Source organism: Streptomyces sp. NPDC051211 (genome assembly GCF_040689505.1).
In the GTDB taxonomy this organism is placed as follows: Bacteria; Actinomycetota; Actinomycetes; order Streptomycetales; family Streptomycetaceae; genus Streptomyces.
Genome location: NZ_JBFBAV010000019.1, coordinates 15,394 through 36,816 on the forward strand (window position 1 = coordinate 15,394; position 21,423 = coordinate 36,816).

The 21,423-nt window shown below is 72.2% G+C and carries 22 protein-coding genes; 17 read left to right on the forward strand and 5 right to left on the reverse strand.

The genetic code is table 11. The annotated features are described in order from the left end of the window. Nucleotides 1-27: 27 nt before the first annotated feature. Nucleotides 28-1,185, forward strand: a complete 1,158-nt coding sequence (locus tag AB0447_RS19980; protein WP_366478018.1) for a D-alanine--D-alanine ligase family protein — start codon at nucleotides 28-30, stop codon at nucleotides 1,183-1,185. 27 nt (nucleotides 1,186-1,212) lie between these two features. Here the strand turns inward: AB0447_RS19980 and AB0447_RS19985 are convergent, their stop codons facing one another. Continuing rightward, on the reverse strand, nucleotides 1,213-1,701 hold the full coding sequence (locus tag AB0447_RS19985; protein ID WP_366478097.1) for a DUF3515 domain-containing protein: 489 nt from the start codon (nucleotides 1,699-1,701) through the stop codon (nucleotides 1,213-1,215). A 23-nt stretch (nucleotides 1,702-1,724) separates the two neighbouring features. Next, nucleotides 1,725-1,958 (reverse strand): Lrp/AsnC ligand binding domain-containing protein, encoded by a 234-nt coding sequence (locus AB0447_RS19990; RefSeq protein ID WP_366478019.1) that lies wholly within the window; start codon nucleotides 1,956-1,958, stop codon nucleotides 1,725-1,727. 245 nt (nucleotides 1,959-2,203) lie between these two features. On the opposite strand from AB0447_RS19990, the gene AB0447_RS19995 reads away from it, so the two are divergent. Both AB0447_RS19995 and thiD read left to right on the forward strand, forming a co-directional pair. Further along, nucleotides 2,204-3,184 carry a thiamine-phosphate kinase gene (locus AB0447_RS19995; RefSeq protein ID WP_366478020.1) on the forward strand — a complete coding sequence of 327 codons (981 nt, stop codon included), beginning with the start codon at nucleotides 2,204-2,206 and terminating at the stop codon, nucleotides 3,182-3,184. Beyond that, nucleotides 3,181-3,987, forward strand: coding sequence for a bifunctional hydroxymethylpyrimidine kinase/phosphomethylpyrimidine kinase (gene thiD, locus AB0447_RS20000; RefSeq protein WP_366478021.1), 807 nt, complete (start codon nucleotides 3,181-3,183; stop codon nucleotides 3,985-3,987). Before AB0447_RS19995 ends, thiD begins: the two co-directional genes overlap by 4 nt. A gap of 166 nt (nucleotides 3,988-4,153) precedes the next feature. Here the strand turns inward: thiD and rpmB are convergent, their stop codons facing one another. Further along, a complete protein-coding gene (gene rpmB, locus AB0447_RS20005) occupies nucleotides 4,154-4,339 on the reverse strand; it encodes a 50S ribosomal protein L28 (protein ID WP_064070327.1) in 186 nt (61 codons plus the stop codon). Between the two features lie 188 nt (nucleotides 4,340-4,527). Between rpmB and AB0447_RS20010 the strand changes: the two genes are divergently transcribed. The 10 genes from AB0447_RS20010 to mutM all read left to right on the forward strand — a co-directional run bounded on the left by AB0447_RS20010 (nucleotide 4,528) and on the right by mutM (nucleotide 14,229). Then, a complete protein-coding gene (locus tag AB0447_RS20010; RefSeq protein WP_366478022.1) occupies nucleotides 4,528-6,255 on the forward strand; it encodes a DAK2 domain-containing protein in 1,728 nt (575 codons plus the stop codon). A 103-nt stretch (nucleotides 6,256-6,358) separates the two neighbouring features. Further along, a complete protein-coding gene (locus AB0447_RS20015; protein WP_366478023.1) occupies nucleotides 6,359-6,841 on the forward strand; it encodes a hypothetical protein in 483 nt (160 codons plus the stop codon). Between the two features lie 39 nt (nucleotides 6,842-6,880). After that, a complete protein-coding gene (gene recG, locus AB0447_RS20020; RefSeq protein WP_366478024.1) occupies nucleotides 6,881-9,088 on the forward strand; it encodes an ATP-dependent DNA helicase RecG in 2,208 nt (735 codons plus the stop codon). Between the two features lie 59 nt (nucleotides 9,089-9,147). Next, nucleotides 9,148-9,726, forward strand: coding sequence for a 16S rRNA (guanine(966)-N(2))-methyltransferase RsmD (gene rsmD, locus AB0447_RS20025; RefSeq protein ID WP_366478025.1), 579 nt, complete (start codon nucleotides 9,148-9,150; stop codon nucleotides 9,724-9,726). Nucleotides 9,727-9,740: 14 nt separating this feature from the next. Then, nucleotides 9,741-10,220 carry a pantetheine-phosphate adenylyltransferase gene (gene coaD, locus AB0447_RS20030; RefSeq protein WP_366478098.1) on the forward strand — a complete coding sequence of 160 codons (480 nt, stop codon included), beginning with the start codon at nucleotides 9,741-9,743 and terminating at the stop codon, nucleotides 10,218-10,220. A gap of 104 nt (nucleotides 10,221-10,324) precedes the next feature. After that, nucleotides 10,325-11,392 carry a cell division initiation protein gene (locus AB0447_RS20035; RefSeq protein ID WP_366478026.1) on the forward strand — a complete coding sequence of 356 codons (1,068 nt, stop codon included), beginning with the start codon at nucleotides 10,325-10,327 and terminating at the stop codon, nucleotides 11,390-11,392. Nucleotides 11,393-11,522: 130 nt separating this feature from the next. Beyond that, complete coding sequence (locus tag AB0447_RS20040; protein ID WP_366478099.1) at nucleotides 11,523-12,179, forward strand: YceD family protein; 657 nt, start codon at nucleotides 11,523-11,525, stop codon at nucleotides 12,177-12,179. 2 nt (nucleotides 12,180-12,181) lie between these two features. Further along, on the forward strand, nucleotides 12,182-12,355 hold the full coding sequence (rpmF, locus tag AB0447_RS20045; RefSeq protein ID WP_026165248.1) for a 50S ribosomal protein L32: 174 nt from the start codon (nucleotides 12,182-12,184) through the stop codon (nucleotides 12,353-12,355). Nucleotides 12,356-12,374: 19 nt separating this feature from the next. After that, nucleotides 12,375-13,238 carry a ribonuclease III gene (rnc, locus tag AB0447_RS20050; protein ID WP_366478027.1) on the forward strand — a complete coding sequence of 288 codons (864 nt, stop codon included), beginning with the start codon at nucleotides 12,375-12,377 and terminating at the stop codon, nucleotides 13,236-13,238. Nucleotides 13,239-13,359: 121 nt separating this feature from the next. Then, the gene (gene mutM / locus AB0447_RS20055; protein ID WP_366478028.1) at nucleotides 13,360-14,229 is read left to right on the forward strand and encodes a bifunctional DNA-formamidopyrimidine glycosylase/DNA-(apurinic or apyrimidinic site) lyase; all 870 of its coding nucleotides are present in this window, start codon (nucleotides 13,360-13,362) and stop codon (nucleotides 14,227-14,229) included. Here the strand turns inward: mutM and AB0447_RS20060 are convergent. Beyond that, the gene (locus AB0447_RS20060; protein WP_366478029.1) at nucleotides 14,202-14,606 is read right to left on the reverse strand and encodes a helix-turn-helix domain-containing protein; all 405 of its coding nucleotides are present in this window, start codon (nucleotides 14,604-14,606) and stop codon (nucleotides 14,202-14,204) included. The two genes, mutM and AB0447_RS20060, sit on opposite strands and share 28 nt — an antisense overlap. A gap of 113 nt (nucleotides 14,607-14,719) precedes the next feature. Here AB0447_RS20060 and AB0447_RS20065 point away from each other — a divergent pair, with 113 nt between their 5' ends. Further along, complete coding sequence (locus tag AB0447_RS20065) at nucleotides 14,720-15,316, forward strand: flavodoxin family protein (protein ID WP_366478030.1); 597 nt, start codon at nucleotides 14,720-14,722, stop codon at nucleotides 15,314-15,316. A 15-nt stretch (nucleotides 15,317-15,331) separates the two neighbouring features. Here the strand turns inward: AB0447_RS20065 and AB0447_RS20070 are convergent, their stop codons facing one another. Further along, nucleotides 15,332-16,294: a CAP domain-containing protein gene (locus AB0447_RS20070; RefSeq protein WP_366478031.1), complete on the reverse strand. Its 963-nt coding sequence runs from the start codon at nucleotides 16,292-16,294 to the stop codon at nucleotides 15,332-15,334. 125 nt (nucleotides 16,295-16,419) lie between these two features. Here AB0447_RS20070 and AB0447_RS20075 point away from each other — a divergent pair, with 125 nt between their 5' ends. The 3 genes from AB0447_RS20075 (at nucleotide 16,420) to AB0447_RS20085 (ending at nucleotide 21,347) form a co-directional block, all read left to right on the forward strand. Continuing rightward, nucleotides 16,420-16,701 carry an acylphosphatase gene (locus tag AB0447_RS20075; RefSeq protein ID WP_366478032.1) on the forward strand — a complete coding sequence of 94 codons (282 nt, stop codon included), beginning with the start codon at nucleotides 16,420-16,422 and terminating at the stop codon, nucleotides 16,699-16,701. Between the two features lie 303 nt (nucleotides 16,702-17,004). Next, a complete protein-coding gene (locus AB0447_RS20080; RefSeq protein WP_150207136.1) occupies nucleotides 17,005-17,217 on the forward strand; it encodes a hypothetical protein in 213 nt (70 codons plus the stop codon). A 182-nt stretch (nucleotides 17,218-17,399) separates the two neighbouring features. Continuing rightward, a complete protein-coding gene (locus AB0447_RS20085) occupies nucleotides 17,400-21,347 on the forward strand; it encodes an AAA family ATPase (RefSeq protein ID WP_366478033.1) in 3,948 nt (1,315 codons plus the stop codon). Nucleotides 21,348-21,423 lie beyond the last annotated feature (76 nt).

Consider the following 21,423-nt stretch of genomic DNA (forward strand, 5'->3'; position numbering starts at 1 on the left):
CGCGTGAGCGGGTACTCTCGTGGCGATATGAGCAGCGAGAACCTCCCCCAGACACCTGAGCAGCAGGGCCGCAAGCCCCGGGTGGCCGTCGTTTTCGGCGGCCGCAGCTCGGAACACGCCATCTCGGTCGTCACGGCGGGCGCCGTGCTGAGGTCCATCGACCGGTCCAAGTACGAGGTCCTGCCGGTCGGGATCACCCCCGAAGGCCGCTGGGCGCTCACCGCGGACACACCGGACCGGATGGCCATCGCCGACCGCAAGCTCCCCAACGTGGCGGAGCTCGCCGAGTCCGAGGACGGCGCGGTGCTCCTCCCGGTCGACCCGGCCAGCCGCGAGGTGCTCTACACCGAACCGGGAGCCGTTCCCAAGGCCCTGGGCGAAGTCGACGTCGTCTTCCCCGTCCTGCACGGCCCGTACGGCGAGGACGGCACCCTCCAGGGCCTCCTGGAGCTTTCCGGCATCCCGTACGTCGGCTCGGGCGTCCTGTCCTCGGCCGTCGGCCAGGACAAGGAGTACATGAAGCTCGTCTTCTCCGCGTTCGGGCTGCCCGTCGGGCCGTACCTGACCATCCGCCCCCGCGAGTGGGCGCTCGACGAGGACGCCGCCCGCGAGCGCATCCTCGACTTCGCCGGCGAGCACGGCTGGCCGCTGTTCATCAAGCCCGCCCGGGCCGGCTCCTCCATCGGCATCACCAAGGTGGACGACATCTCCGGCCTGGCCGCCGCCGTCAAGGAGGCCCAGCGCCACGACCCGAAGATCATCGTGGAGGCGCTGCTGCGCGGCCGCGAGATCGAGGTCGGCGTGCTGGAGTTCGAGGACGGGCCGCGCGCCAGCGCCCCCGCGGAGATCCCGCCCGTCTCCAGCCACGACTTCTACGACTTCGACGCGAAGTACATCGACTCCGCGTCGGGGATCGTGCCGGCCCCGCTGACCCCGGAGCAGACCGCCGAGGTCCAGCGGCTCGCCATCGAGGCCTTCGACGCGGCCTCCTGCGAGGGCCTGGTGCGTGCCGACTTCTTCCTCACCGAGGACGGCACCTTCGTCATCAACGAGATCAACACTATGCCCGGCTTCACGCCGATCTCGATGTACCCGCGGATGTGGCAGGAGTCCGGCATCGAGTACCCGGAGCTGGTGGACCGCCTGATCCAGGCGGCCCTGCGCCGCTCCACCGGCTTGCGCTGACCGGCCTGCGCCGAGGCGAACCGAGCCTCAATAGGAGGAGATGCCCTCGGGCACCGTCCTTGCGACGGTGTCCGAGAGGCCGACCAGCATGCCCGCGTCCTTGGCGTGCTCCTTGTCCACCACGACCTCGGTGTAGGCCAGCCGCAGCCCGGTGGTGAACCGGAATCCCCCGTCGTCCGTCTTCTCCATCAGCCAGGCCACCCCGTTGACACTGATGCCGTCCTGATTCGGATCCGCCATCTTCTGGGGCTTGGGGATACCGCACCGCAGTACGATCGCCGAGCCGCCCCACGCAGCGGTCAGCTCGGAAGGCGGATCCGTCTCGGTCCGCTCCAGGCCGGCCACCGTGTCCGGAAGCTCCTCGTGCAGCGCAGCACAGAGCTTCGCGACCTCGGCGGGCGGCGTGGGCGGCGGCTCCAGCCGGACATCGGAGACGCCCGGCGTGCAGCCCGCGAGGACCAGCACGCCGACCAGGGCGGGCAGGGCGGGCAGACGGACCGGCCGGTGGTGGGACATCACCGGCCAAGACTAGACGGGGGCTACAGATGGACCACCGGGCAGGTCAGGGTGCGGGTGATCCCCTCCACCTGCTGGACCTTGGCCACCACCATGCGGCCGAGATCGTCCACGGTGTCGGCCTGGGCGCGCACGATCACGTCGTACGGCCCGGTCACGTCCTCGGCCTGAATCACCCCCGAGATCTGGCCGATGGCTTCGGCGACGGAAGACGCCTTGCCCACCTCGGTCTGAATGAGGATGTACGCCTGTACCACGGAACCTCCAGGGCGGCCACGAGGATCATTTCCCCTACCCTTCGGGTGGGCCCTGGGAAAACGGGTGGGCCCGGGGGAGAAGGGACGCCACGGTACCGCGTCGCCGAGCACCACGGGGAGACCCGGGGATCAGGCGGCGCGCGCAGCGGGGCGTACGAAGAGCAGAAGTTGACGTATCTGTTGACGGTACCCAGGGCTGTGACGGCTCGCGACCGCAAGCGGACTGGGCCAGAAGGAGCACAGCGATGAAGGGCACTGTGGGCGAGCTGGGGGAGTTCGGGCTCATCAGGGAGCTCACCTCACGGCTCACCACCACCCCGGCGGTACGGCTCGGGCCCGGCGACGACGCCGCCGTGGTGTCCGCCCCCGACCGACGGGTCGTGGCGAGCACGGACATCCTGCTCGAAGGCCGGCACTTCCGCCGCGACTGGTCCACCGCATACGACGTCGGCCGCAAGGCCGCCGCCCAGAACCTCGCCGACATCGCGGCCATGGGCGCCGTCCCCACCGCCCTGCTCCTCGGCCTCGTGGTGCCCGCCGACCTGCCCGTCACCTGGCCCACCGAGCTGATGGACGGCCTGCGGGACGAATGCCAGGTCGCCGGCGCCGCCGTGGTCGGCGGGGACGTGGTCCGCGGCGACACCATCACCGTCGCCATCACCGCCCTCGGCGACCTCCGCAACCACGAGCCGGTCCTCCGCTCCGGCGCCCAGCCCGGCGACGTGGTCGCCGTCACCGGCTGGCTCGGCTGGTCCGCGGCCGGCTTCGCGGTGCTCTCCCGCGGCTTCCGCTCCCCGCGCGCCTTCGTCGAGGCGCACCGGCGGCCCGAGCCGCCCTACCACGCGGGCCCGGCGGCCGCAGGACTCGGCGCCACCGCGATGACGGACGTCAGCGACGGCCTGGTCGCCGACCTCGGGCACATCGCCGAGGCCAGCAAGGTCCGCATCGACCTGCGCTCCGCCGCCATCGACATCCCCACCCAGATGTTCGACATCGGCCAGGCCGTCGGCGTGGACCCGCTCCAGTGGGTGCTCACCGGCGGAGAGGACCACGCGATCGTGGCGACCTTCCCGCCGGACGTGAAGCTGCCGGCCCGCTGGAAGGTGATCGGCGAAGTGCTCAACCCCTCCGCGCAGCCACAGGTCACTGTGGACGGCGCCCCCTGGACCAGCACCGGAGGCTGGGACCACTTCGGTGGCGAAACCACAGAGGAGCATGTGCGATGACCCAGGCCCCACCGCTCTGCCTCACCGTCGCCGGATCCGATTCGGGCGGCGGCGCGGGCATCCAGGCCGACCTCAAGACCATGCAGGCCCACGGCGTGCACGGGATGAGCGTGCTGACCGCTGTGACCGCCCAGAACTCGCTGGGGGTCCACGGGGTCTGGGAACTGCCCCCGGAGGCCGTCACGGCCCAGTACCGGGCCGTGGTGGACGACATGGGCGCGGATGCGGTGAAGACCGGGATGCTCGGCTCCGCCGCCCTGGTGGAAACCGTGGCGGGGCTCCTGGCCGGCACGGACGCCCCGGCCGTGGTCGACCCGGTGGGCGTCTCCAAGCACGGGGACGAGCTGCTGGCCGCCTCCGCCCTGGACGCCGTACGCAAACTGCTGCTGCCCGAGGCCACCGTCGCCACGCCCAACCTGGACGAGGTCGAGCAGCTCACCGGCCTGGTGGTGGAGGACGAGGACGGCATGCGCCGGGCCGCCGAGGCGATCCTCGGCTACGGGCCGGAGTGGGCCCTGATCAAGGGCGGCCACCTGCCCGCCGGCGCGGAAGCGGTGGACCTGCTCACCGACGGCGTGCAGGAGCTGTGGCTGCGGGCGCCCCGGCAGGCCGCCCGGCACACCCACGGCACCGGCTGCACCCTCGCCGCCGCCATCGCCGCCGGACTGGCCCAGGGCCAGGACGTGCCGCAGGCCGTCATGGAGGCCAAGGAGTACGTCACGGGCGCGATCCGGGCCGGCTTCCCGCTCGGCGCCGGCATCGGCCCGGTGGACCACTCCTGGCAGTCCCGCCGCCGGCGGTAGCGGCGGCAGCACCCGGCGGCCGCCGTCAGGACGGCCGCCGCCGGGAACGCCCCGGACCGGGCTCCGGAGAAGGCTCCGCACCGTGCCCGGACATGGCAAAAGGCCGGTCTACCGAGGTAGACCGGCCTTCTTGGCAACCGGGAAGGGCTGCGCTACGACGGGAGCGTCAGCGCGAGACCTTGCCGGCCTTGATGCACGAGGTGCAGGCGTTGAGGCGCTTCGGCGTCCCACTGACCACGGCACGGACGCGCTGGATGTTCGGGTTCCAGCGACGGGACGTACGGCGGTGCGAGTGCGAGATGTTGTTGCCGAAGCCCGGCCCCTTGCCGCAAACGTCGCAGTTGGCAGCCACAGGTCACTCCAAAGACTTCAGATGCACTTACAGTGAATTCCGGCGCACCGGAATCAGAGATCTGAAGTGGTTTGCCGGGGGATGGCCCGACTCTCGTCGGGCAACCGGAGCAGCATACAACGTCTGCTCCCGTCCGAGAAAACTACCATGGACCCGGCAGCCGCCGCCTCGCCCTTCGTTACTCTGCGGTGAACCCCAGCCCGCAGGAGGAGGAACGCCCGGTGCCGCACGAGCCGCACACCCTCGACGCCGAAGCGGTGCGCACCTGGAGCTCGCTGGCCTTGGCCTCACTGGGCCGGGCCCGCGAGGACATCGACGCGATCAACGTCTACCCGGTCGCCGACGCCGACACCGGCACCAATCTCTACCTGACCGTCGAATCGGCCGCCCGGGAGGTGGAGGAGACCTGCGCCGGTGTGACCGAGGGAACACCCCCCGTCTCCCTCGGCGCAGCGGTACGGGCCTACGCGCACGGGGCGCTGATCGGGGCCCGGGGCAACTCCGGCACGATCCTCGCGCAGCTGCTGCGCGGCATGGCCGACGTACTCGACGACACCGACACCGACACGGACACCGATAGCGACGGCGACGGCGAGGGCGAACCCGCCACCGGGACCGCTGCCGGCACCGACGGCACCGGTCCGGGGGAGCGGCTCGCGCACGCGCTGACCCGGGCCGCCGCCTCCGCCTACCAGGCGGTCGCGCACCCCGTCGAGGGCACCATGCTCACCGTCGCCGATGCCGCTGCCCGGGCCGCCGAGGCCGCTGCCGGCACCCCGGTGGCGACCGTGGCCCGCGCCGCGTACGACGGGGCCCGCGCAGCCCTGGAGAAGACCCCCGGCCAGCTCGCCGTCCTGGCCCGGGCCGGTGTGGTCGACGCGGGCGGCTTCGGCCTGGTCGCCGTACTGGGCGCCCTCTGGCAGGCCCTGTCCGGCCAGGAACTCGGCCCCGAGCCGGTGCCCGGACGGGCCGTGCCGGTGCCGCCGGAGCCCTGCGCGGAGGAGCACGGCGGGCCGGCCTACGAGGTGGTCTACCTCCTGGAGGCCGGAGAAGGGGCCGTCGCCGGGCTGCGCGAGCGGCTCGACGGACTCGGCGACTCCCTGGTCGTGGTCGGCGGGGACGGCCTGTGGAACGTGCACGTCCACGTAGACGACCCCGGCGCGGCCGTGGAGGCCGGACTCGACGCCGGCCGGCCGTACCGGATCCGCATCACCCACTTCGGCGACGAGCGGCGCCGGGCCCGCGGCGAACGGGCCCAGCGCGCGGTGGTGGCCGTCGTCCCCGGCGAAGGACTCGCCGCCCTGTGCGGGGAAACGGGCGCCACCACCGTGCTCGCCCGCCCCGGGCAGCCGCCCGCCGCCGCCGACCTGGCCGACGCGATCCGGCGGGCCCACGCCCGAGAAGTCGTGCTGCTGCCCAACGACACCGAGCTGCGGGCCGCCGCCGCGGCCGCCGCCGAACAGGCCCGCGCCGAAGGGGTGCGCGTCGCCGTGATCCCCACCCGGTCCGCCGTCCAGGGCCTGGCCGCGCTCGCCGTACACGAACCCGACGGCAGCTTCGACGAGGACGTGGTCGCCATGACCGCGGCCGCGGGCGCCACCCGCTACGGCGAACTCGCCGTCGCCGAACGGCAGTCCTTCACCTCCGCCGGCATCTGCCAGGCCGGGGACGTGCTCGGCCTGATCGACGGGGACGTCGCCGTCATCGGAGCGGACCTGCCCGAGACCGCCGAGGCGGTCCTGCAGCGGATGCTCGGCTCCGGCGGCGAACTGGTCACCCTGGTCCTGGGACCGGAGGTGCCCGACACGCTCGCCGAACGCCTCCAGGCGTACGTCCGCAACGGCCACCTCGCCGTGGACACCGTCACCTACCGCGGCGGCCGGCACTCCGCACCGCTCCTGATCGGCGTCGAATAACCGGGCCGGAGGGCGCCCGTGGGCGTGTTTGGCGGGGGTCCGGCGTGGAAAGGCCGGACCGGGGCAACCGGAGATCCCGGCACGCCCCGAGAGGACACGTCCCATGAGAATGCCGAAAACCCCGAGAGCCGCGTCCCGCGCGTTATCCGCGGCGGGCGCCCTCGCGCTGTCGGCCGCCACCCTGCTCGGCGGCGCCGGCGCGGCGACCGCCGCTCCCGCTCCCGGACCCGAACGCGCCACCGCCGCCGGCCTCGGCTGGACCTGCGTCGGACCCGCCTGGAACCGCAAGCTCGCCTTCACCGTCGCCTCCACCGGCGTCCCCGCCGGCAGCACCTGGAAGTTCACCGTCTCCAAGACTTCCTGGGCCGGACTCCAGGTCTCCTCGGACTCCGCCCACGTGCCCAGCGCCTCCGGCACCACACAGGTGGTGAACCTCTCCGCCCCCGGCGGCATCCCGGCCGGCGTCACCGTCCACCTGCAGCCGGCCAACTACTTCGTACCCGCCTCCGGCTCCAACACCCTGACCCTGTCCGGGTACGGCGGCTCGGTCAGCGTGGGCGTCAGCGCGTCGAACCGCCCCTGCTGACACCGTCGGGGCACGGAACTGTCGGCGCCATGGTGTGCAATGGAACACGTGCCCGCGCTCGATGAACCACTGAAGAAGACACTCGGCCCCGCCACCGCCAAGGTGCTGGCCGAGCAGCTCGGCCTGCACACGGTCGGCGACCTGCTGCACCACTACCCGAGACGCTACGCGGAGCGGGGCGAGCTCACCGCGCTCGCCGAGCTCGCGGACCAGCTCGACGAACACGTCACGGTGGTCGCACAGGTCGCCGACGCCCGGGTCCTCACCTTCAACGGCGGGCGCGGCAGACGCCTCGAAGTCACCATCACCGACGGGGCCGGCCGCCTCCAGCTGGTCTTCTTCGGCTCCGGCGTGCACAAACCGCACAAGGAGCTGCTGCCCGGCACCCGCGCGATGTTCGCGGGCAAGGTCGGCATGTTCAACCGCAAGCTCCAGCTCGCCCACCCCGCGTACGAGCTGCTGGGCGGCGACACCTCGGACCGCGACGCCGTGGACGCGTTCGCCAACCAGCTCATCCCCATCTACCCGGCCTGCGCCAAACTGGAGACCTGGAAGATCTCCAAGGCCGTGGACGCGGTCCTGCCCAGCGCCCCGGAAGCCGTCGACCCGCTGCCGCCCGCCCTGCGCGAGGGCCGCGGCATGGTCACCCTCCCCGAGGCCCTGCAGAAGATCCACCGCCCGCGCGACAAGGCCGACGTCGCCCGCGCCCGCGAGCGCCTCAAGTGGGACGAGGCCTTCGTCCTCCAGGTCGCCCTGGCCCGCCGCCGGCACGCCGACGGCCAGCTCCCGGCCGCCCCGCGCCGCCCGGTCCCCGGCGGCCTGCTCGACGCCTTCGACGCCAAGCTCCCCTTCACCCTGACCGAGGGCCAGGAGAACGTCTCCCGCGAGATCTTCGACGACCTAGCCACCGAGCACCCCATGCACCGCCTCCTCCAGGGCGAGGTCGGCAGCGGAAAGACGATGGTGGCGCTGCGCGCCATGCTCGCCGTCGTCGACTCCGGCGGACAGGCCGCCATGCTCGCCCCCACCGAGGTCCTCGCCCAGCAGCACCACCGGTCCGTCACCGAGATGATGGGCGAGCTCGCCGAGGGCGGCATGCTCGGCGGCGCCGAGCAGGGCACCAAGGTGGTGCTGCTCACCGGGTCCATGGGGATGCCCGCCCGGCGACAGGCGCTGCTCGACCTGGTCACCGGCGAGGCCGGCATCGTCATCGGCACCCACGCCCTGATCGAGGACAAGGTGCAGTTCCACGACCTCGGCCTGGTCGTGGTGGACGAACAGCACCGGTTCGGCGTGGAGCAGCGCGACGCGCTCAGGTCGAAGGGGAAACAGCCCCCGCACCTCCTGGTGATGACCGCGACCCCCATCCCGCGCACGGTGGCCATGACCGTCTTCGGCGACCTGGAGACCTCCGTCCTGGACCAGCTGCCGGCCGGCCGTTCGCCCATCGCCACCCATGTGGTGCCCGCCAAGGACAAGCCCCACTTCCTCGCCCGGACCTGGGAACGGGTCCGCGAGGAGGTGGAGAAGGGCCACCAGGCCTACGTGGTCTGCCCGCGGATCGGCGACGCCCTCGACGAGTCGGCCGAGAAGAAGAAGGCCCCGGCCTCCGCCGAGGACGAGGCGGAGAAGCGGCCCCCGCTCGCCGTCGTGGACATCGCCGAGCAGCTCCGCGGCGGCCCGCTGGCCGGACTCGCCGTCGAGGTGCTGCACGGGCGGATGGATCCGGCCGACAAGGACGAGGTCATGCGGCGGTTCGCCGCCGGCGAGGTGCAGGTCCTGGTCGCCACCACCGTCATCGAGGTCGGCGTCAACGTGCCCAACTCCACCGTGATGGTGATCATGGACGCGGACCGGTTCGGCGTCTCCCAGCTGCACCAGCTCCGCGGCCGGGTCGGCCGCGGCTCCGCCCCCGGGCTGTGCCTGCTGGTCAGCGAGATGCCCGAGGCCAGCCCCGCCCGGGCCCGGCTCGCCGCCGTCGCCGCCACCCTCGACGGCTTCGAGCTCTCCCGCATCGACCTGGAGCAGCGCCGCGAAGGCGATGTCCTCGGCCAGGCCCAGTCCGGTGTCCGCTCCTCGCTGCGCATGCTCGCCGTCATCGAGGACGAGGAGGTCATCGCCCAGGCCCGGGAGGAGGCGGCCCGAGTGGTCGCCGCCGACCCGGAACTCGAGCGGCTGCCCTGCCTGCGGACCGCCCTCGAAGCCCTCCTCGACACCGAACGGGAGCAGTATCTGGAGAAGGGCTGACAATGGGGGTGGCCGCTCCGCCAGGGCGGCTGCCACCCCGCAGACGTGAAGGAACCCAGATGACCCGCGTGATCGCCGGCAGCGCCGGCGGGCGACGGCTGGCCGTGCCCCCCGGTACCGGCACCCGGCCCACCTCGGACCGGGCGCGCGAGGGCCTGTTCTCCACCTGGGAGTCCCTGCACGGCGTCGCCGGAGCCCGGGTGCTCGACCTGTACGGCGGCTCCGGCGCCGTCGGCCTGGAAGCCCTCTCCCGCGGCGCCGCCCACACCCTCCTCGTCGAAGCCGACCCGAGGGCCGCGAAGACCATCCGGGACAACATCCGGACGCTGGGCCTGCCGGGAGCTGAGTTCCGGGCCGGCAAGGCCGAGCAGGTCGCCGCCGGCCCCGCCTCCGGCGACCCGTACGACATCGTCTTCCTGGACCCGCCCTACGCCGTCACAAGCCACGATCTTGGCGAGATCCTGCTCACACTCCGGTCCAATGGCTGGCTCACCGGCGACGCGCTCGTCACCGTGGAACGCAGCACTCGAAGCGGCGACTTCCCCTGGCCGGACGGGTTCGAGCCGCTCCGCTCCAGGCGGTACGGCGAAGGCACCCTCTGGTACGGTCGCGCCGCTCTCACCAGCGAAGACTCATGAACGAGGGAGTTCAGTTGCGCCGCGCCGTCTGTCCGGGATCCTTCGACCCGATCACCAACGGACACCTCGACATCATCGGACGCGCCTCGAAGCTGTACGACGTCGTCCACGTCGCCGTGATGATCAACCAGTCCAAGCAGGGCCTGTTCACCGTCGAGGAGCGGATCGAGCTGATCCGCGAGGCCACGGCCGACTACGGGAACATCGAGGTGGAGTCCTTCCACGGCCTGCTGGTCGACTTCTGCAAGCAGCGCGACATCCCCGCCATCGTCAAGGGCCTGCGCGCGGTCAGCGACTTCGACTACGAACTCCAGATGGCCCAGATGAACAACGGGCTCTCCGGGGTCGAAACGCTCTTCGTGCCCACCAACCCGACCTACAGCTTCCTCTCCTCCTCCCTGGTCAAGGAGGTGGCGGCCTGGGGCGGCGACGTCTCCCACCTGCTGCCGCCGCATGTGCACGCGGCCTTGATGGAACGTCTCGGCAACCGCTGAACCGCCCGTCGCCGCACCAGGCGGTGTCCTGCGGCCTCGGGGTGGCCTTACAGTCGTCCCGTCCGTCTCAGGAACCGCCCGAGGCCGAGAGAGTGCGAGCCCGTATGGACGTGCAGAAGAAGCTCGACGACATCGTCGCGGCGGTCGCCGGCGCCCGGTCCATGCCCATGTCCTCCTCCTGCGTGATCCACCGCGCCGAGCTGCTCGCCCTGCTCGAAGAGGTGCGCCAGGCACTGCCCGGCTCCCTCGCGCAGGCGCAGGAGCTGATCGGCGGCCGCGACCAGATGGTCGAGCAAGCCCGCCAGGAGGCCGAGCGCATCATCGAGTCGGCGCACGCCCAGCGCGGCTCGCTGGTCTCCGACACGGAGGTCGCGCGCCGCTCGCAGGGCGAGGCGGACCGGATCCTGGCGGAGGCCCGCCGGGAGGCCGAGGAGATCCGCGCCGAGGCGGACGACTACGTGGACAGCAAGCTCGCGAACTTCGAGGTCGTGCTGACCAAGACCATCGGCTCGGTGGACCGGGGCCGGGAGAAGCTGCTGGGCGGCGGACCGGGCCTCGCCGACGAGGGCTACGCCAACGCGGACGAGTACATCTCGGCCAAGCTCGCCACCTTCGAGGCGGTGCTCGCCAAGACCCTGGAGGCGGTCGGCCGCGGCCGGCAGAAGCTCCAGGGCCGGGTGGCCACGGACGATCTGGGGGCGCACATGGCGGCCCAGGACGCGGCCGGCGTCCCGCAGTCCCGGACGGCCGGGGACGCGGACTTCCTGGCCGCCCTGGCGGAGCCGGACCCGGAGCCGGCGGGGGACCGGCCGCAGATCCCGGCCCAGCCGGAGCCCGTGTACGACACGTACCCCGGTGCAAGCACCGGCTCCACCGGAGCGGCTTACGCCGCGCAGTACTCCGGGCAGCACCAGCAGCCCCAGCAGCAGGACGCGTACCCGTACCAGGACCCGTACGCGGGCTACCAGCAGCAGCAGCACCAGCAGCAGCCGGAGCCCGGCTACGAGGCGTACGCGTACCAGCAGCAGCCCGACCCGTACGCGGCCTACCAGCAGCCCCAGCAGGCGCAGCAGCCCCAGCACCCGCAGCAGCCGGCCCTGGACGAGACCAGCTTCTTCGACACGAGCATGATCAACCTGGACCAGCTGCGCCAGTACGAGCAGGGCCGCTAGCAGCCCGCGGGCAGCGGATTGGGCTCAGAGCGAAGCGCCGGGTATCCTGGCTCTTCGGTCGCGCGTATGCGCCGCCGTCTTGCGTGCCCGAACGCATGCAGAACAGTGATCTTCGAAAGCAGGAACGGCCCTGAACACCCGCCTCGACCACCGCAACCCTCTCGTGTTCGACACGCACGAGCTGGGTCGGCGTCCTGGTGCCTTGCAGCGGCTGTCCCGCGAGATCGCGGCTCCGGCGGACTTCGGTCTCGACGGGGTCATCGGGGTACCGGAAGGCGCCCCGGTGCAGCTCGACCTCCGCCTCGAGTCGGTCATGGAAGGGGTGCTTGTCACAGGCACCGCCCGTGCACTGGCCGTGGGGGAGTGCGTAAGGTGTCTGGAGGCCGTGGAGCGTGAGCTCGACACGGACTTCCAGGAGATGTTCTCGTACCCTGACGCCGACGACCGGAACCGCGCAAAGGCGGAGCCGGGCGACGACGCCGAGGACGACGAGGACAGGCTCTACCTCGAGGACGGCCTGTTCGACCTCGAACCCGTGCTGCGGGACGCGGTGGTGCTCGCACTGCCGCTGCAGCCGGTGTGCCGGGAGAACTGTCTCGGTCTGTGCCCCGACTGCGGGCTCAGCCTGAACGACGACCCGGACCACCACCACGACGCCGTCGACATCCGTTGGGCGGCATTGCAGGGACTCGTCGTGACCGATCAGGACGACGAGAAGGACAACATGAGCGGCACAGCTTCTGACGTAGACGACGTCCGGGGCGCCGCCGAGAAGCAGGAGAAGTAGCCGTGGCTGTTCCGAAGCGGAAGATGTCGCGCAGCAACACGCGCCACCGCCGGTCGCAGTGGAAGGCTGCGGTCCCCACCCTGGTTTCGTGTGAGCGTTGCCAGGAGCCGAAGCAGCAGCACATCGCGTGCCCGAGCTGCGGCACCTACAACAAGCGCCAGGTCCTCGAGGTCTGAGCGGCTGGTGAGAGGCGCAATGTCTGAGCTTGCCGGCGAAAAAAAGCAGGCGGACAGCAACAACGCGGCCTCGTCCCACACGCTTCTGGAAGGGCGGCTCGGGTATCAGCTCGAGACCGCCCTTCTGGTACGTGCGCTGACCCACCGTTCGTACGCGTACGAGAACGGCGGTCTGCCCACCAACGAGCGGCTGGAGTTCCTCGGGGACTCCGTGCTCGGCCTGGTGGTCACGGACACGCTGTACCGGACCCACCCCGACCTGCCCGAAGGCCAGCTGGCCAAGCTTCGGGCCGCGGTGGTCAATTCGCGTGCGCTGGCGGAGGTCGGGCGCGGCCTCGAACTCGGCTCCTTCATCCGGCTCGGCCGGGGCGAAGAGGGCACGGGCGGCCGGGACAAGGCCTCGATCCTCGCCGACACCCTTGAAGCGGTGATCGGCGCGGTCTATCTCGACCAGGGCCTCGACGCGGCCTCGGAGCTGGTCCACCGGCTCTTCGACCCGCTGATCGAGAAGTCCTCCAACCTCGGTGCCGGACTGGACTGGAAGACCAGCCTCCAGGAACTCACCGCGGCGGAAGGCCTTGGCGTGCCGGAATACCTGGTCTCCGAGACCGGCCCGGACCACGAGAAGACCTTCACTGCTGCCGCCCGCGTCGGTGGTGTCTCGTACGGCACCGGCACCGGCCGCAGCAAGAAGGAAGCAGAACAGCAGGCAGCGGAGTCCGCATGGCGCGCGATCCGCGCGGCTGCGGACGAGCGGATCGCGGCGGAAGCCGCGGCCGCCGCGGCTGCGGCCGCGGCGCCCGCTGCGGCCCCGGCTCCGGCCGCGGTCTCGGCCGAGGACGGCGGGGTGCCGACGCCCGCCGATCCGGCCCCCGACGCCTGACCTGACCGGCCTCCTTCGGCTGTCCACTCCGCCCGCCCCGACCTTCCCGGGGCGGGCGGAGCCGTTTCCGCGGCCGCCGGTAGGCTCGCCGTGGATCCCTGCCCCCTCCCGAGGAGACACCGTGCCCGAGCTGCCCGAGGTCGAAGTCGTACGGCGCGGCCTGGAGCGCTGGGTGGCCGGGCGGACCGTCGCCGCGGTCGAGGTGCTGCACCCGCGGGCCGTGCGCCGGCACCCGGCCGGCGCGCCCGACTTCGCCGCCCGGCTGACCGGGCAGACCATCGGCGTGCCGATACGCCGGGGCAAGTACCTGTGGCTGCCGCTCGCGGGGCGGGACGTGTCGGTGCTCGGGCACCTCGGGATGAGCGGCCAGCTGCTGGTGCAGCCGCAGGACGCGCCGGACGAGAAGCACCTGCGCATCCGGGTCCGGTTCGCCGACTCGGCCGGCACCGAGCTGCGCTTCGTCGACCAGCGCACCTTCGGCGGGCTCTCGCTGCACGACACCGTCCCCGGCAGCCCGGACGGGCTGCCGGACGTCATCGCGCACATCGCGCGGGACCCGCTCGATCCGCTCTTCGACGAGACGGCCTACCACTTGGCCCTGCGCGCCAAGCGGACCACCGTCAAACGGGCCCTGCTGGACCAGTCGCTCATCAGCGGGGTCGGCAACATCTACGCCGACGAGGCGCTCTGGCGGGCCCGGCTGCACTACGAGCGGCCCACCGCCGACCTGACCCGGCCGAAGAGCCGGGAACTGCTCGGCCACGTCCGGGACGTGATGAACGCGGCCCTCGCGGTCGGCGGGACCAGCTTCGACAGCCTGTACGTCAACGTGAACGGCGAGTCCGGCTACTTCGAGCGCTCGCTCGACGCGTACGGGCGCGAGGACGAGCCGTGCCGCCGCTGCGGCACGGCCATGCGCCGCAGGCCCTGGATGAACCGGTCCAGCTACTTCTGCCCGCGCTGTCAGAGGCCGCCGCGCGCCTCGTCGTAACGCTCCCGGGACCGGAGCACCTGCGGGGTGCTGCCCTCCAGGAAGCGGATCAGGGCCATCAGCCGTTCCGCGACCTCGCGGCCCATCGGGGTCAGCTCGTAGTCCACCCGCGGAGGGTTGGTCGGCTGTGCCTCGCGGTGCACGATGCCGTCCCGTTCCAGCGCGTGCAGCGTCTGGGACAGCATCTTCTCGCTCACGCCGTCGACCCGGCGGCGCAGTTCGTTGAACCGGCACGCGCCGTCGTGGAGTGCGCTCACGGTCAGGCTGCCCCACCGCCCGGTGACGTGCTCCAGGGTTTCGCGGGACGGGCAGGCGCGCGCGAAGACGTCGTACGGCAGGTCGTTGCCGCAGGCTTCGGTGCGGACAGGGGTCTCCATGCGTTCAGCGTACTCCGAGGCAGCGCTAACCATGAGCTTGCGCTTTCTAAAAGTTAGTGCTTACCTTTCCTCACTGCACCACGCACCCGCACCACTGCTGAGGGAGATCAGCCATGTCCGCGCACACCCCCGTCGTCTCGATCGCCTACCACTCGGGATTCGGCCACACCGCCGTCGTCGCCGAGGCCGTCCGGGCCGGAGCGGCCGACGCCGGCGCCACGGTCCACCTGATCAAGGTGGACGAGATCGACGATGCGCAGTGGGAGCTGCTGGACGCGTCCGACGCGATCGTCTTCGGCTCCCCGACGTACATGGGCACCGCCTCCGGTGCCTTCCACGTCTTCGCCGAGGCCACCTCGAAGCGCTGGTTCGGCGACGCCTGGCAGGACAAGCTGGCGGCCGGCTTCACCAACTCCGCCTCCAAGAGCGGCGACAAGCTGCACACCCTGCAGTACTTCCAGACGCTCGCCGCACAGCACGGCATGAACTGGGTCAACCTCGGCCTCAAGCCGGGCTGGAACTCCTCCACGGCCTCCGAGAACGACCTCAACCGGCTCGGCTTCTTCTCCGGCGCGGCCGCGCAGTCCAACTCCGACCAGGGCGTCGAGGCGGTGCACAAGGCCGACATCGCGACGGCCGAGCACCTGGGCCGCCGGGTCGCCGACACCGCCCGGGTCTTCCTGGCCGGCCGCGCGGCCGTCACCGCCTGACGCGGCCGCCCGCCGTCAGAAGCCGAAGTTCTGGGTCCACCAGGGGCCGCCGGCGGCGTCGTACATGCCGACGCCCAGGGTGCGGAACTCGCAGTTGAGGATGTTCGCCTTGTGGCCCGGGCTGTTCATCCAGGCCTTCATCACGGCGTCGGCGTCACCCTGGCCGCGGGCGATGTTCTCGCCGCCGAGGCCGGAGATGCCGGCCGCGGCGGCCCGGTCCCACGGGGTCTTTCCGTCGGGGTCGGTGTGGCCGAAGAAGTTCCGGACGGCCATGTCCTTGCTGAACGCCCCGGCCAGTCCCGCCAGCGGCGAGTTCGCCCGCACCGGGCCGCAGCCGGCCGCCGCGCGCTCCACGTTCACCCGGTTGAGCACGGCGGTCTCCTCGGCGGAGTGGCCGGTCGACGGGGTCGGCGGGACCACCGGTGCGGGCTTGGCCTTCGTCGGAGCGGGGGTCGGCTTGGGAGCCGGGGCGGGGGCCTTCTTCGTCGGAGCCTTGGAGGGGGAGGGCGTGGGCTTCGCCTTGGGGGCGGCGGAGGCCGGGAGAGCGGGCTTGGCCGACGGGGTGGGTTTGGCCGAGGGAGTGGGCTTGGCCAGGGGAGTGGGCTTGGCCGAGGGGGTGGGCTTGGCCGAGGGGGTGGGCTTGGCCGACGGGGTCGGGGAGGCCGGGGGGTTTGCCGGGGCGGAGTGGGTGCCGCCGCTCGTGCCGGGGCCGGTGGGGGCCCGGCCCGGCAGGTTGGCCAGGCCGCCCTGCTGCTGGAGGTCGGGGGCCGGAGTGGGCTCGGGCTTCGCCTTCGCCTCGCTCTTCCGGTCGCCGCCGCCGTCCGTGCCGACGTACGGGAAGGCGCTGCCGACCGGCACCAGGCCGGTCGTCACGGCGGCCGTTCCCAGGGCCACGGCAACGGATACGCCGAGGAGACCGTTGCGTACGGCGGTGCCGCGCTTGGCGCGAGGCGGCGCGGGCAGGCGGTGACGTCCCATCGGCGTTGCCTTCCAAGATCAACCTTTACTCACCCAAATGGGTGAGTTCATCGGTCGGCGACTGTACGCCAATGAGCTGCCGGGGCGATGCGCGGCGGAAGTGATGGCACCGTTAGCGTTCACGCATGAACGAAGACGTCCGGATGACCGCATGGGTACGCGGCCGTGTACAAGGAGTGGGCTTCCGTTGGTTCACCAGGGCAAATGCGCTGGAGATCGGCGGACTGACCGGCTTCGCGCTCAATCTCGACGACGGCCGAGTGCAGGTTGTGGCAGAAGGGCAACGTGAGAATTGCCACCGGCTGCTCGACTGGCTGCGATCTTCCGACACGCCCGGGCGGGTCGACGGAGTGACGGAGATCTGGGGCACCCCGCGCGGCGGCTACGACGGTTTTGCGATTCGCTGATCATGCACTGATCTGCGTATACGTTGCCGCCCGCGCCGATCCGTGGAAGGCTCGGAGGCGAGGACGATCTCCGTGCCCCGGCCGCGGGCCGTGAGAACGCCGGGCTGCCCGCCGATACGGGGCGTGATCGTGTTGACCGTCAAACTTTTTGGTGAGACGCTGGAAGCCCCGCGCATCTGGGCTGTTTGGCAGTGTTGGCAGTAGTAGCGCAGTGACTGACTGGCGCTGCCGGACACCGCGGGTGCGATTCCCTCACGACCCACACCGCTTCGGTCGGTCACTCAGTGTGGAGGACCATCCATCATGGCAAAGGCGCTTCTCGGTTACGTCGGCGGTTCCGACCCGCGACTCCTCGCCGAGATGCGACGGCTTCAGCAGCGCGTCCAGGACCTCGAGTCCGAGCTTGTACGGATTCAGTCCGAGAACGACGCGCTGACGGCCGCCGCTCAGCACGGAGACTCGCTGCTCGACAGCATCGACATCGACGTACCCCAGGCGGAGCCTGCGCTCACCTGATCCGCGATCTCGTCGCTTGATTCCAGCCCCGTATGATCTGCAAGGGACGCTTCGGCGTCCCTTCTTTCTTTGCGCCGACTCCTCCCCGCGGTGATCCACGCGCGGGGCCGATTTCTTTTAACGTCTGTTGTGCCCTGCACCTTCATGGGTGAAACCGAACGTGAAAGGTAGAGTCCGGCGGCGTGCACCTCAAGGCCCTGACCCTGCGCGGCTTCAAATCGTTCGCCTCCGCCACCACCCTGCGCTTCGAGCCCGGGATCACCTGTGTCGTGGGCCCGAACGGCTCCGGCAAGTCCAATGTGGTGGACGCGCTGTCCTGGGTCATGGGTGAGCAGGGCGCCAAGTCCCTGCGCGGCGGGAAGATGGAGGACGTCATCTTCGCCGGCACCACCGGCCGCCCGCCGCTGGGCCGTGCCGAGGTGTCCCTGACCATCGACAACTCCGACGGCGCACTGCCGATCGAGTACGCCGAGGTCACCATCACGCGGATCATGTTCCGCAACGGCGGCAGCGAGTACCAGATCAACGGCGACACCTGCCGGCTGCTCGACATCCAGGAACTGCTGTCGGACTCCGGCATCGGCCGCGAGATGCACGTCATCGTCGGCCAGGGCCAGCTGGACTCCGTCCTGCACGCCGACCCGATGGGGCGCCGGGCCTTCATCGAGGAGGCGGCCGGCGTCCTGAAACACCGCAAGCGCAAAGAGAAGGCGCTGCGCAAACTCGACGCGATGCAGGCGAACCTGGCGCGGGTTCAGGACCTCACCGAGGAACTCCGGCGGCAGCTGAAGCCCCTGGGGCGGCAGGCGGCGGTGGCCCGGCGGGCCGCCGTGATCCAGGCCGACCTGCGCGACGCCCGGCTGCGCCTGCTCGCCGACGACCTGGTCACCCTGCGGTCCGCGCTGGACGCGGAGATCGCGGACGAGGAGGCGCTGAAGGAACGCAAGGACGCGGCCGAAGCGGAACTGTCCCTCGCGCTGCGGCGCGAGGCCGCGCTGGAATCCTCCGTCCGGGACCTGGCTCCCCGCCTCCGTCAGGCCCAGCAGACCTGGTACGAGCTGTCCCAGCTGGCCGAACGGGTCCGCGGCACCGTCTCGCTGGCGGACGCCCGGGTCAAGAGCGCCACCGCCCCGGCCGAGGAGGAGCGGCGCGGCCGCGATCCCGAGGACCTGGAACGGGAAGCGGCCCGCATCCGCGAGCAGGAAGCGGAGCTCGCCGCCGCGCTGGAGGCCGCGAGCCGGGCCCTGGAGGACACGGTCGCGCACCGCGCCGAACTGGAACGCACCCTCGCCGAGGAGGAGCGCCGGCTGCGGGACGCGGCCCGGGCCATCGCCGACCGGCGCGAGGGCCTGGCCCGGCTCACCGGCCGGCTCGGCGCGGCCCGCTCCCGGGCGGGCGCAGCCCAGGCGGAGATCGACCGGCTGGTGGCGGCGCGGGACGAGGCGGAGACCCGCGCGGTGGCGGCACGCGAGGAGTACGAAGCACTCGCCGCGGAGGTCGGGGACGCCGACCAGGACACGGGCGTGGCGGCGGAACACGAGGCGGCCCGGGCGGAACTCGCCGAGGCGGAAGGGGCGCTGGGCGCGGCGCGGGACGCGGTCGCGGCGGCCGAACGCTCCCGGGCGGCGGTATCCGCGCGGCACGACGCCCTATCCCTGGGCCTGCGCCGGAAGGACGGCACGGGCGCGCTGCTGGCCGCACGGGAACAGCTGACCGGCCTCCTCGGCCCGGCGGCGGAGCGGCTGACGGTGACCCCGGGGTACGAGATCCCCGTCGCGGCGGCGCTGGGGGCGGCGGCGGATGCGCTGGCGGTGACCTCGGCGGCTTCGGCGGCGTCGGCCCTGCGCCACCTCCGCACCACCGAGGCGGGCCGAGCCACGTTCCTGATCACCCCACCGGCGGCCGTGCCGGGCATTCCCGCACCGGGTTCGGCCCCCGATGCGGACTCCGTCCGGGGCGCCGCTGCGGCCGCGGGCGTCGCGGCTGAGGCGTGTGGTGCGGGTGCGCGGGGGCAGGCCGGGGTGGCGGCAGGAGTCGAGATCCCCCACCCCGCCGCTTCCGGCGGTACCGACATGCGGCTCCGCCGCGTGGCGGGCTCCGCCGCCGATACGGCGGTGGAGCCGGGCACGGCCCCGAACCACCTGGGCAGTTCCGCTGCCGGTGCCCAGCCGGGCGCGGCCCCGGCCCTGCACCCGGTCGGCGGCTTCGCCGCCGAAGGGGCGGCCGCGGCCGGCGCGGCTCCGGCGGGCGATGCCCCGGACCCCTTGCCCACCGGGGCCGCGGCTGTGGGTGGGGGGCTCGCCGAGGAGCCGGCGTCAGGGCAGGGGTCCGGCGTCCGGGCGGCCGAGCTCGTGCACGGGGACGAGGCGCTGGGCCGGGCCGTGGGCTGGGTGTTGCGGGACTACGTCGTCGTCCCGGGGCTCGACGACGCCGAGGCCCTGGTCGCCGCGCAGCCCGAGCTCGTCGCCGTGACCCACGACGGGGACGTGCTCGGTGCACACCTCGCGCACGGCGGGTCCGCCGGCGTGCCCAGCCTCATCGAGGTGCAGGCCGCCGTCGACGAGGCCGCCCGCGAGCTGGCCGAGCTCGAGGTGCGGTGCGGCGAGCTCGCCGACGTACGGACGGCCGCCGAGCAGCGGCGGAAGACGGCCGCCGTGCTCGTCGAGGAGCTCGCCGAGCGGCGCCGGGAAGCGGAGCGGGCCCGGGCCGGGGTCGCCCAGCAGCTCGGCCGGCTCGCCGGCCAGGCCAAGGGCGCGGCCGGCGAGGCCGAACGCAGTGCCACCGCCGCGGCGAAGGCCCAGGACGCCCTGGACCAGGCGCTGATGGAGGTCGAGGAGTGCGCCGAGCGGCTCGCCGTCGCCGAGGAGATGCCGGTGGAGGAGGAGCCGGACACCGCCGTCCGGGACCGGCTCGCCGCCGACGGTGCCAACGCCCGGCAGACCGAGATGGAGGCGCGGCTGCAGCTGCGCACGCACGAGGAGCGGGTCAAGGGACTGGCGGGCCGGGCCGACGGCCTCGACCGGGCGGCCCGCGCCGAGCGCGAGGCCCGCGCCAGGGCCGAGCGGCGCAAGGCCCGGCTGCGCCACGAGGCCGAGGTGGCCGCCGCCGTTGCCGAGGGCGCCCGCCAGCTCCTCGCCCACATCGAGGTGTCCCTGGAGCGCGCGGACGGGGAGCGGCGCGACGCCGAGCACGCCAAGGGGCTGCGCGAGCAGGAGCTGGCCCAGGCCCGGACCCGTGGCCGCGACCTCAAGGGCGAACTCGACAAGCTGACGGACTCGGTGCACCGCGGCGAGGTGCTCGGCGCCGAGAAGCGGCTCCGCATCGAGCAGCTGGAGACCCGGGCGCTGGAGGAGCTCGGCGTGGAGCCCGCCGGGCTGATCGCCGAGTACGGACCGGACCAGCCCGTGCCGCCCTCGCTGCCCGCAGAGGGCGAGGACCTCCCGGAGGACCCGGAGCACCCGCGCAACCAGCCCGGTCCGTTCGTCCGCGCCCAGCAGGAGAAGCGGCTGAAGGCCGCCGAGCGCGCCTACCAGCAGCTCGGCAAGGTCAACCCGCTCGCCCTGGAGGAGTTCGCCGCTTTGGAGGAGCGGCACAAGTTCCTGAGCGAGCAGCTCGACGACCTCCGCAAGACCCGGGCGGACCTCCTCCAGGTGGTGAAGGAGGTCGACGAGCGGGTCGAGCAGGTGTTCACCGAGGCGTACCGGGACACCGCCCGGGAGTTCGAGGGTGTGTTCTCCCGCCTGTTCCCCGGCGGTGAGGGCCGGCTGATCCTGACCGATCCGGACAACATGCTCGCCACCGGGGTGGACGTGGAGGCCCGCCCGCCGGGCAAGAAGGTCAAGCGGCTGTCGCTGCTGTCCGGCGGTGAGCGGTCGCTGACCGCCGTGGCCCTACTGGTGTCGATCTTCAAGGCACGGCCCAGCCCCTTCTACGTGATGGACGAGGTCGAGGCCGCACTCGACGACACCAACCTGCAGCGGCTGATCCGGATCATGGAAGAGCTCCAGGAGAGCTCACAGCTGATCGTGATCACGCACCAGAAGCGGACGATGGAGGTCGCCGACGCGCTGTACGGGGTCTCGATGCAGGGCGACGGGGTCTCCAAGGTCATCAGCCAGCGGCTTCGCTGAAGATTCCGCAGGTTGCCTCAAGATTCCTTCAAGAGGTGAAGTCAACTCGGCGCATCACTCGCCAGTGGAACATTGA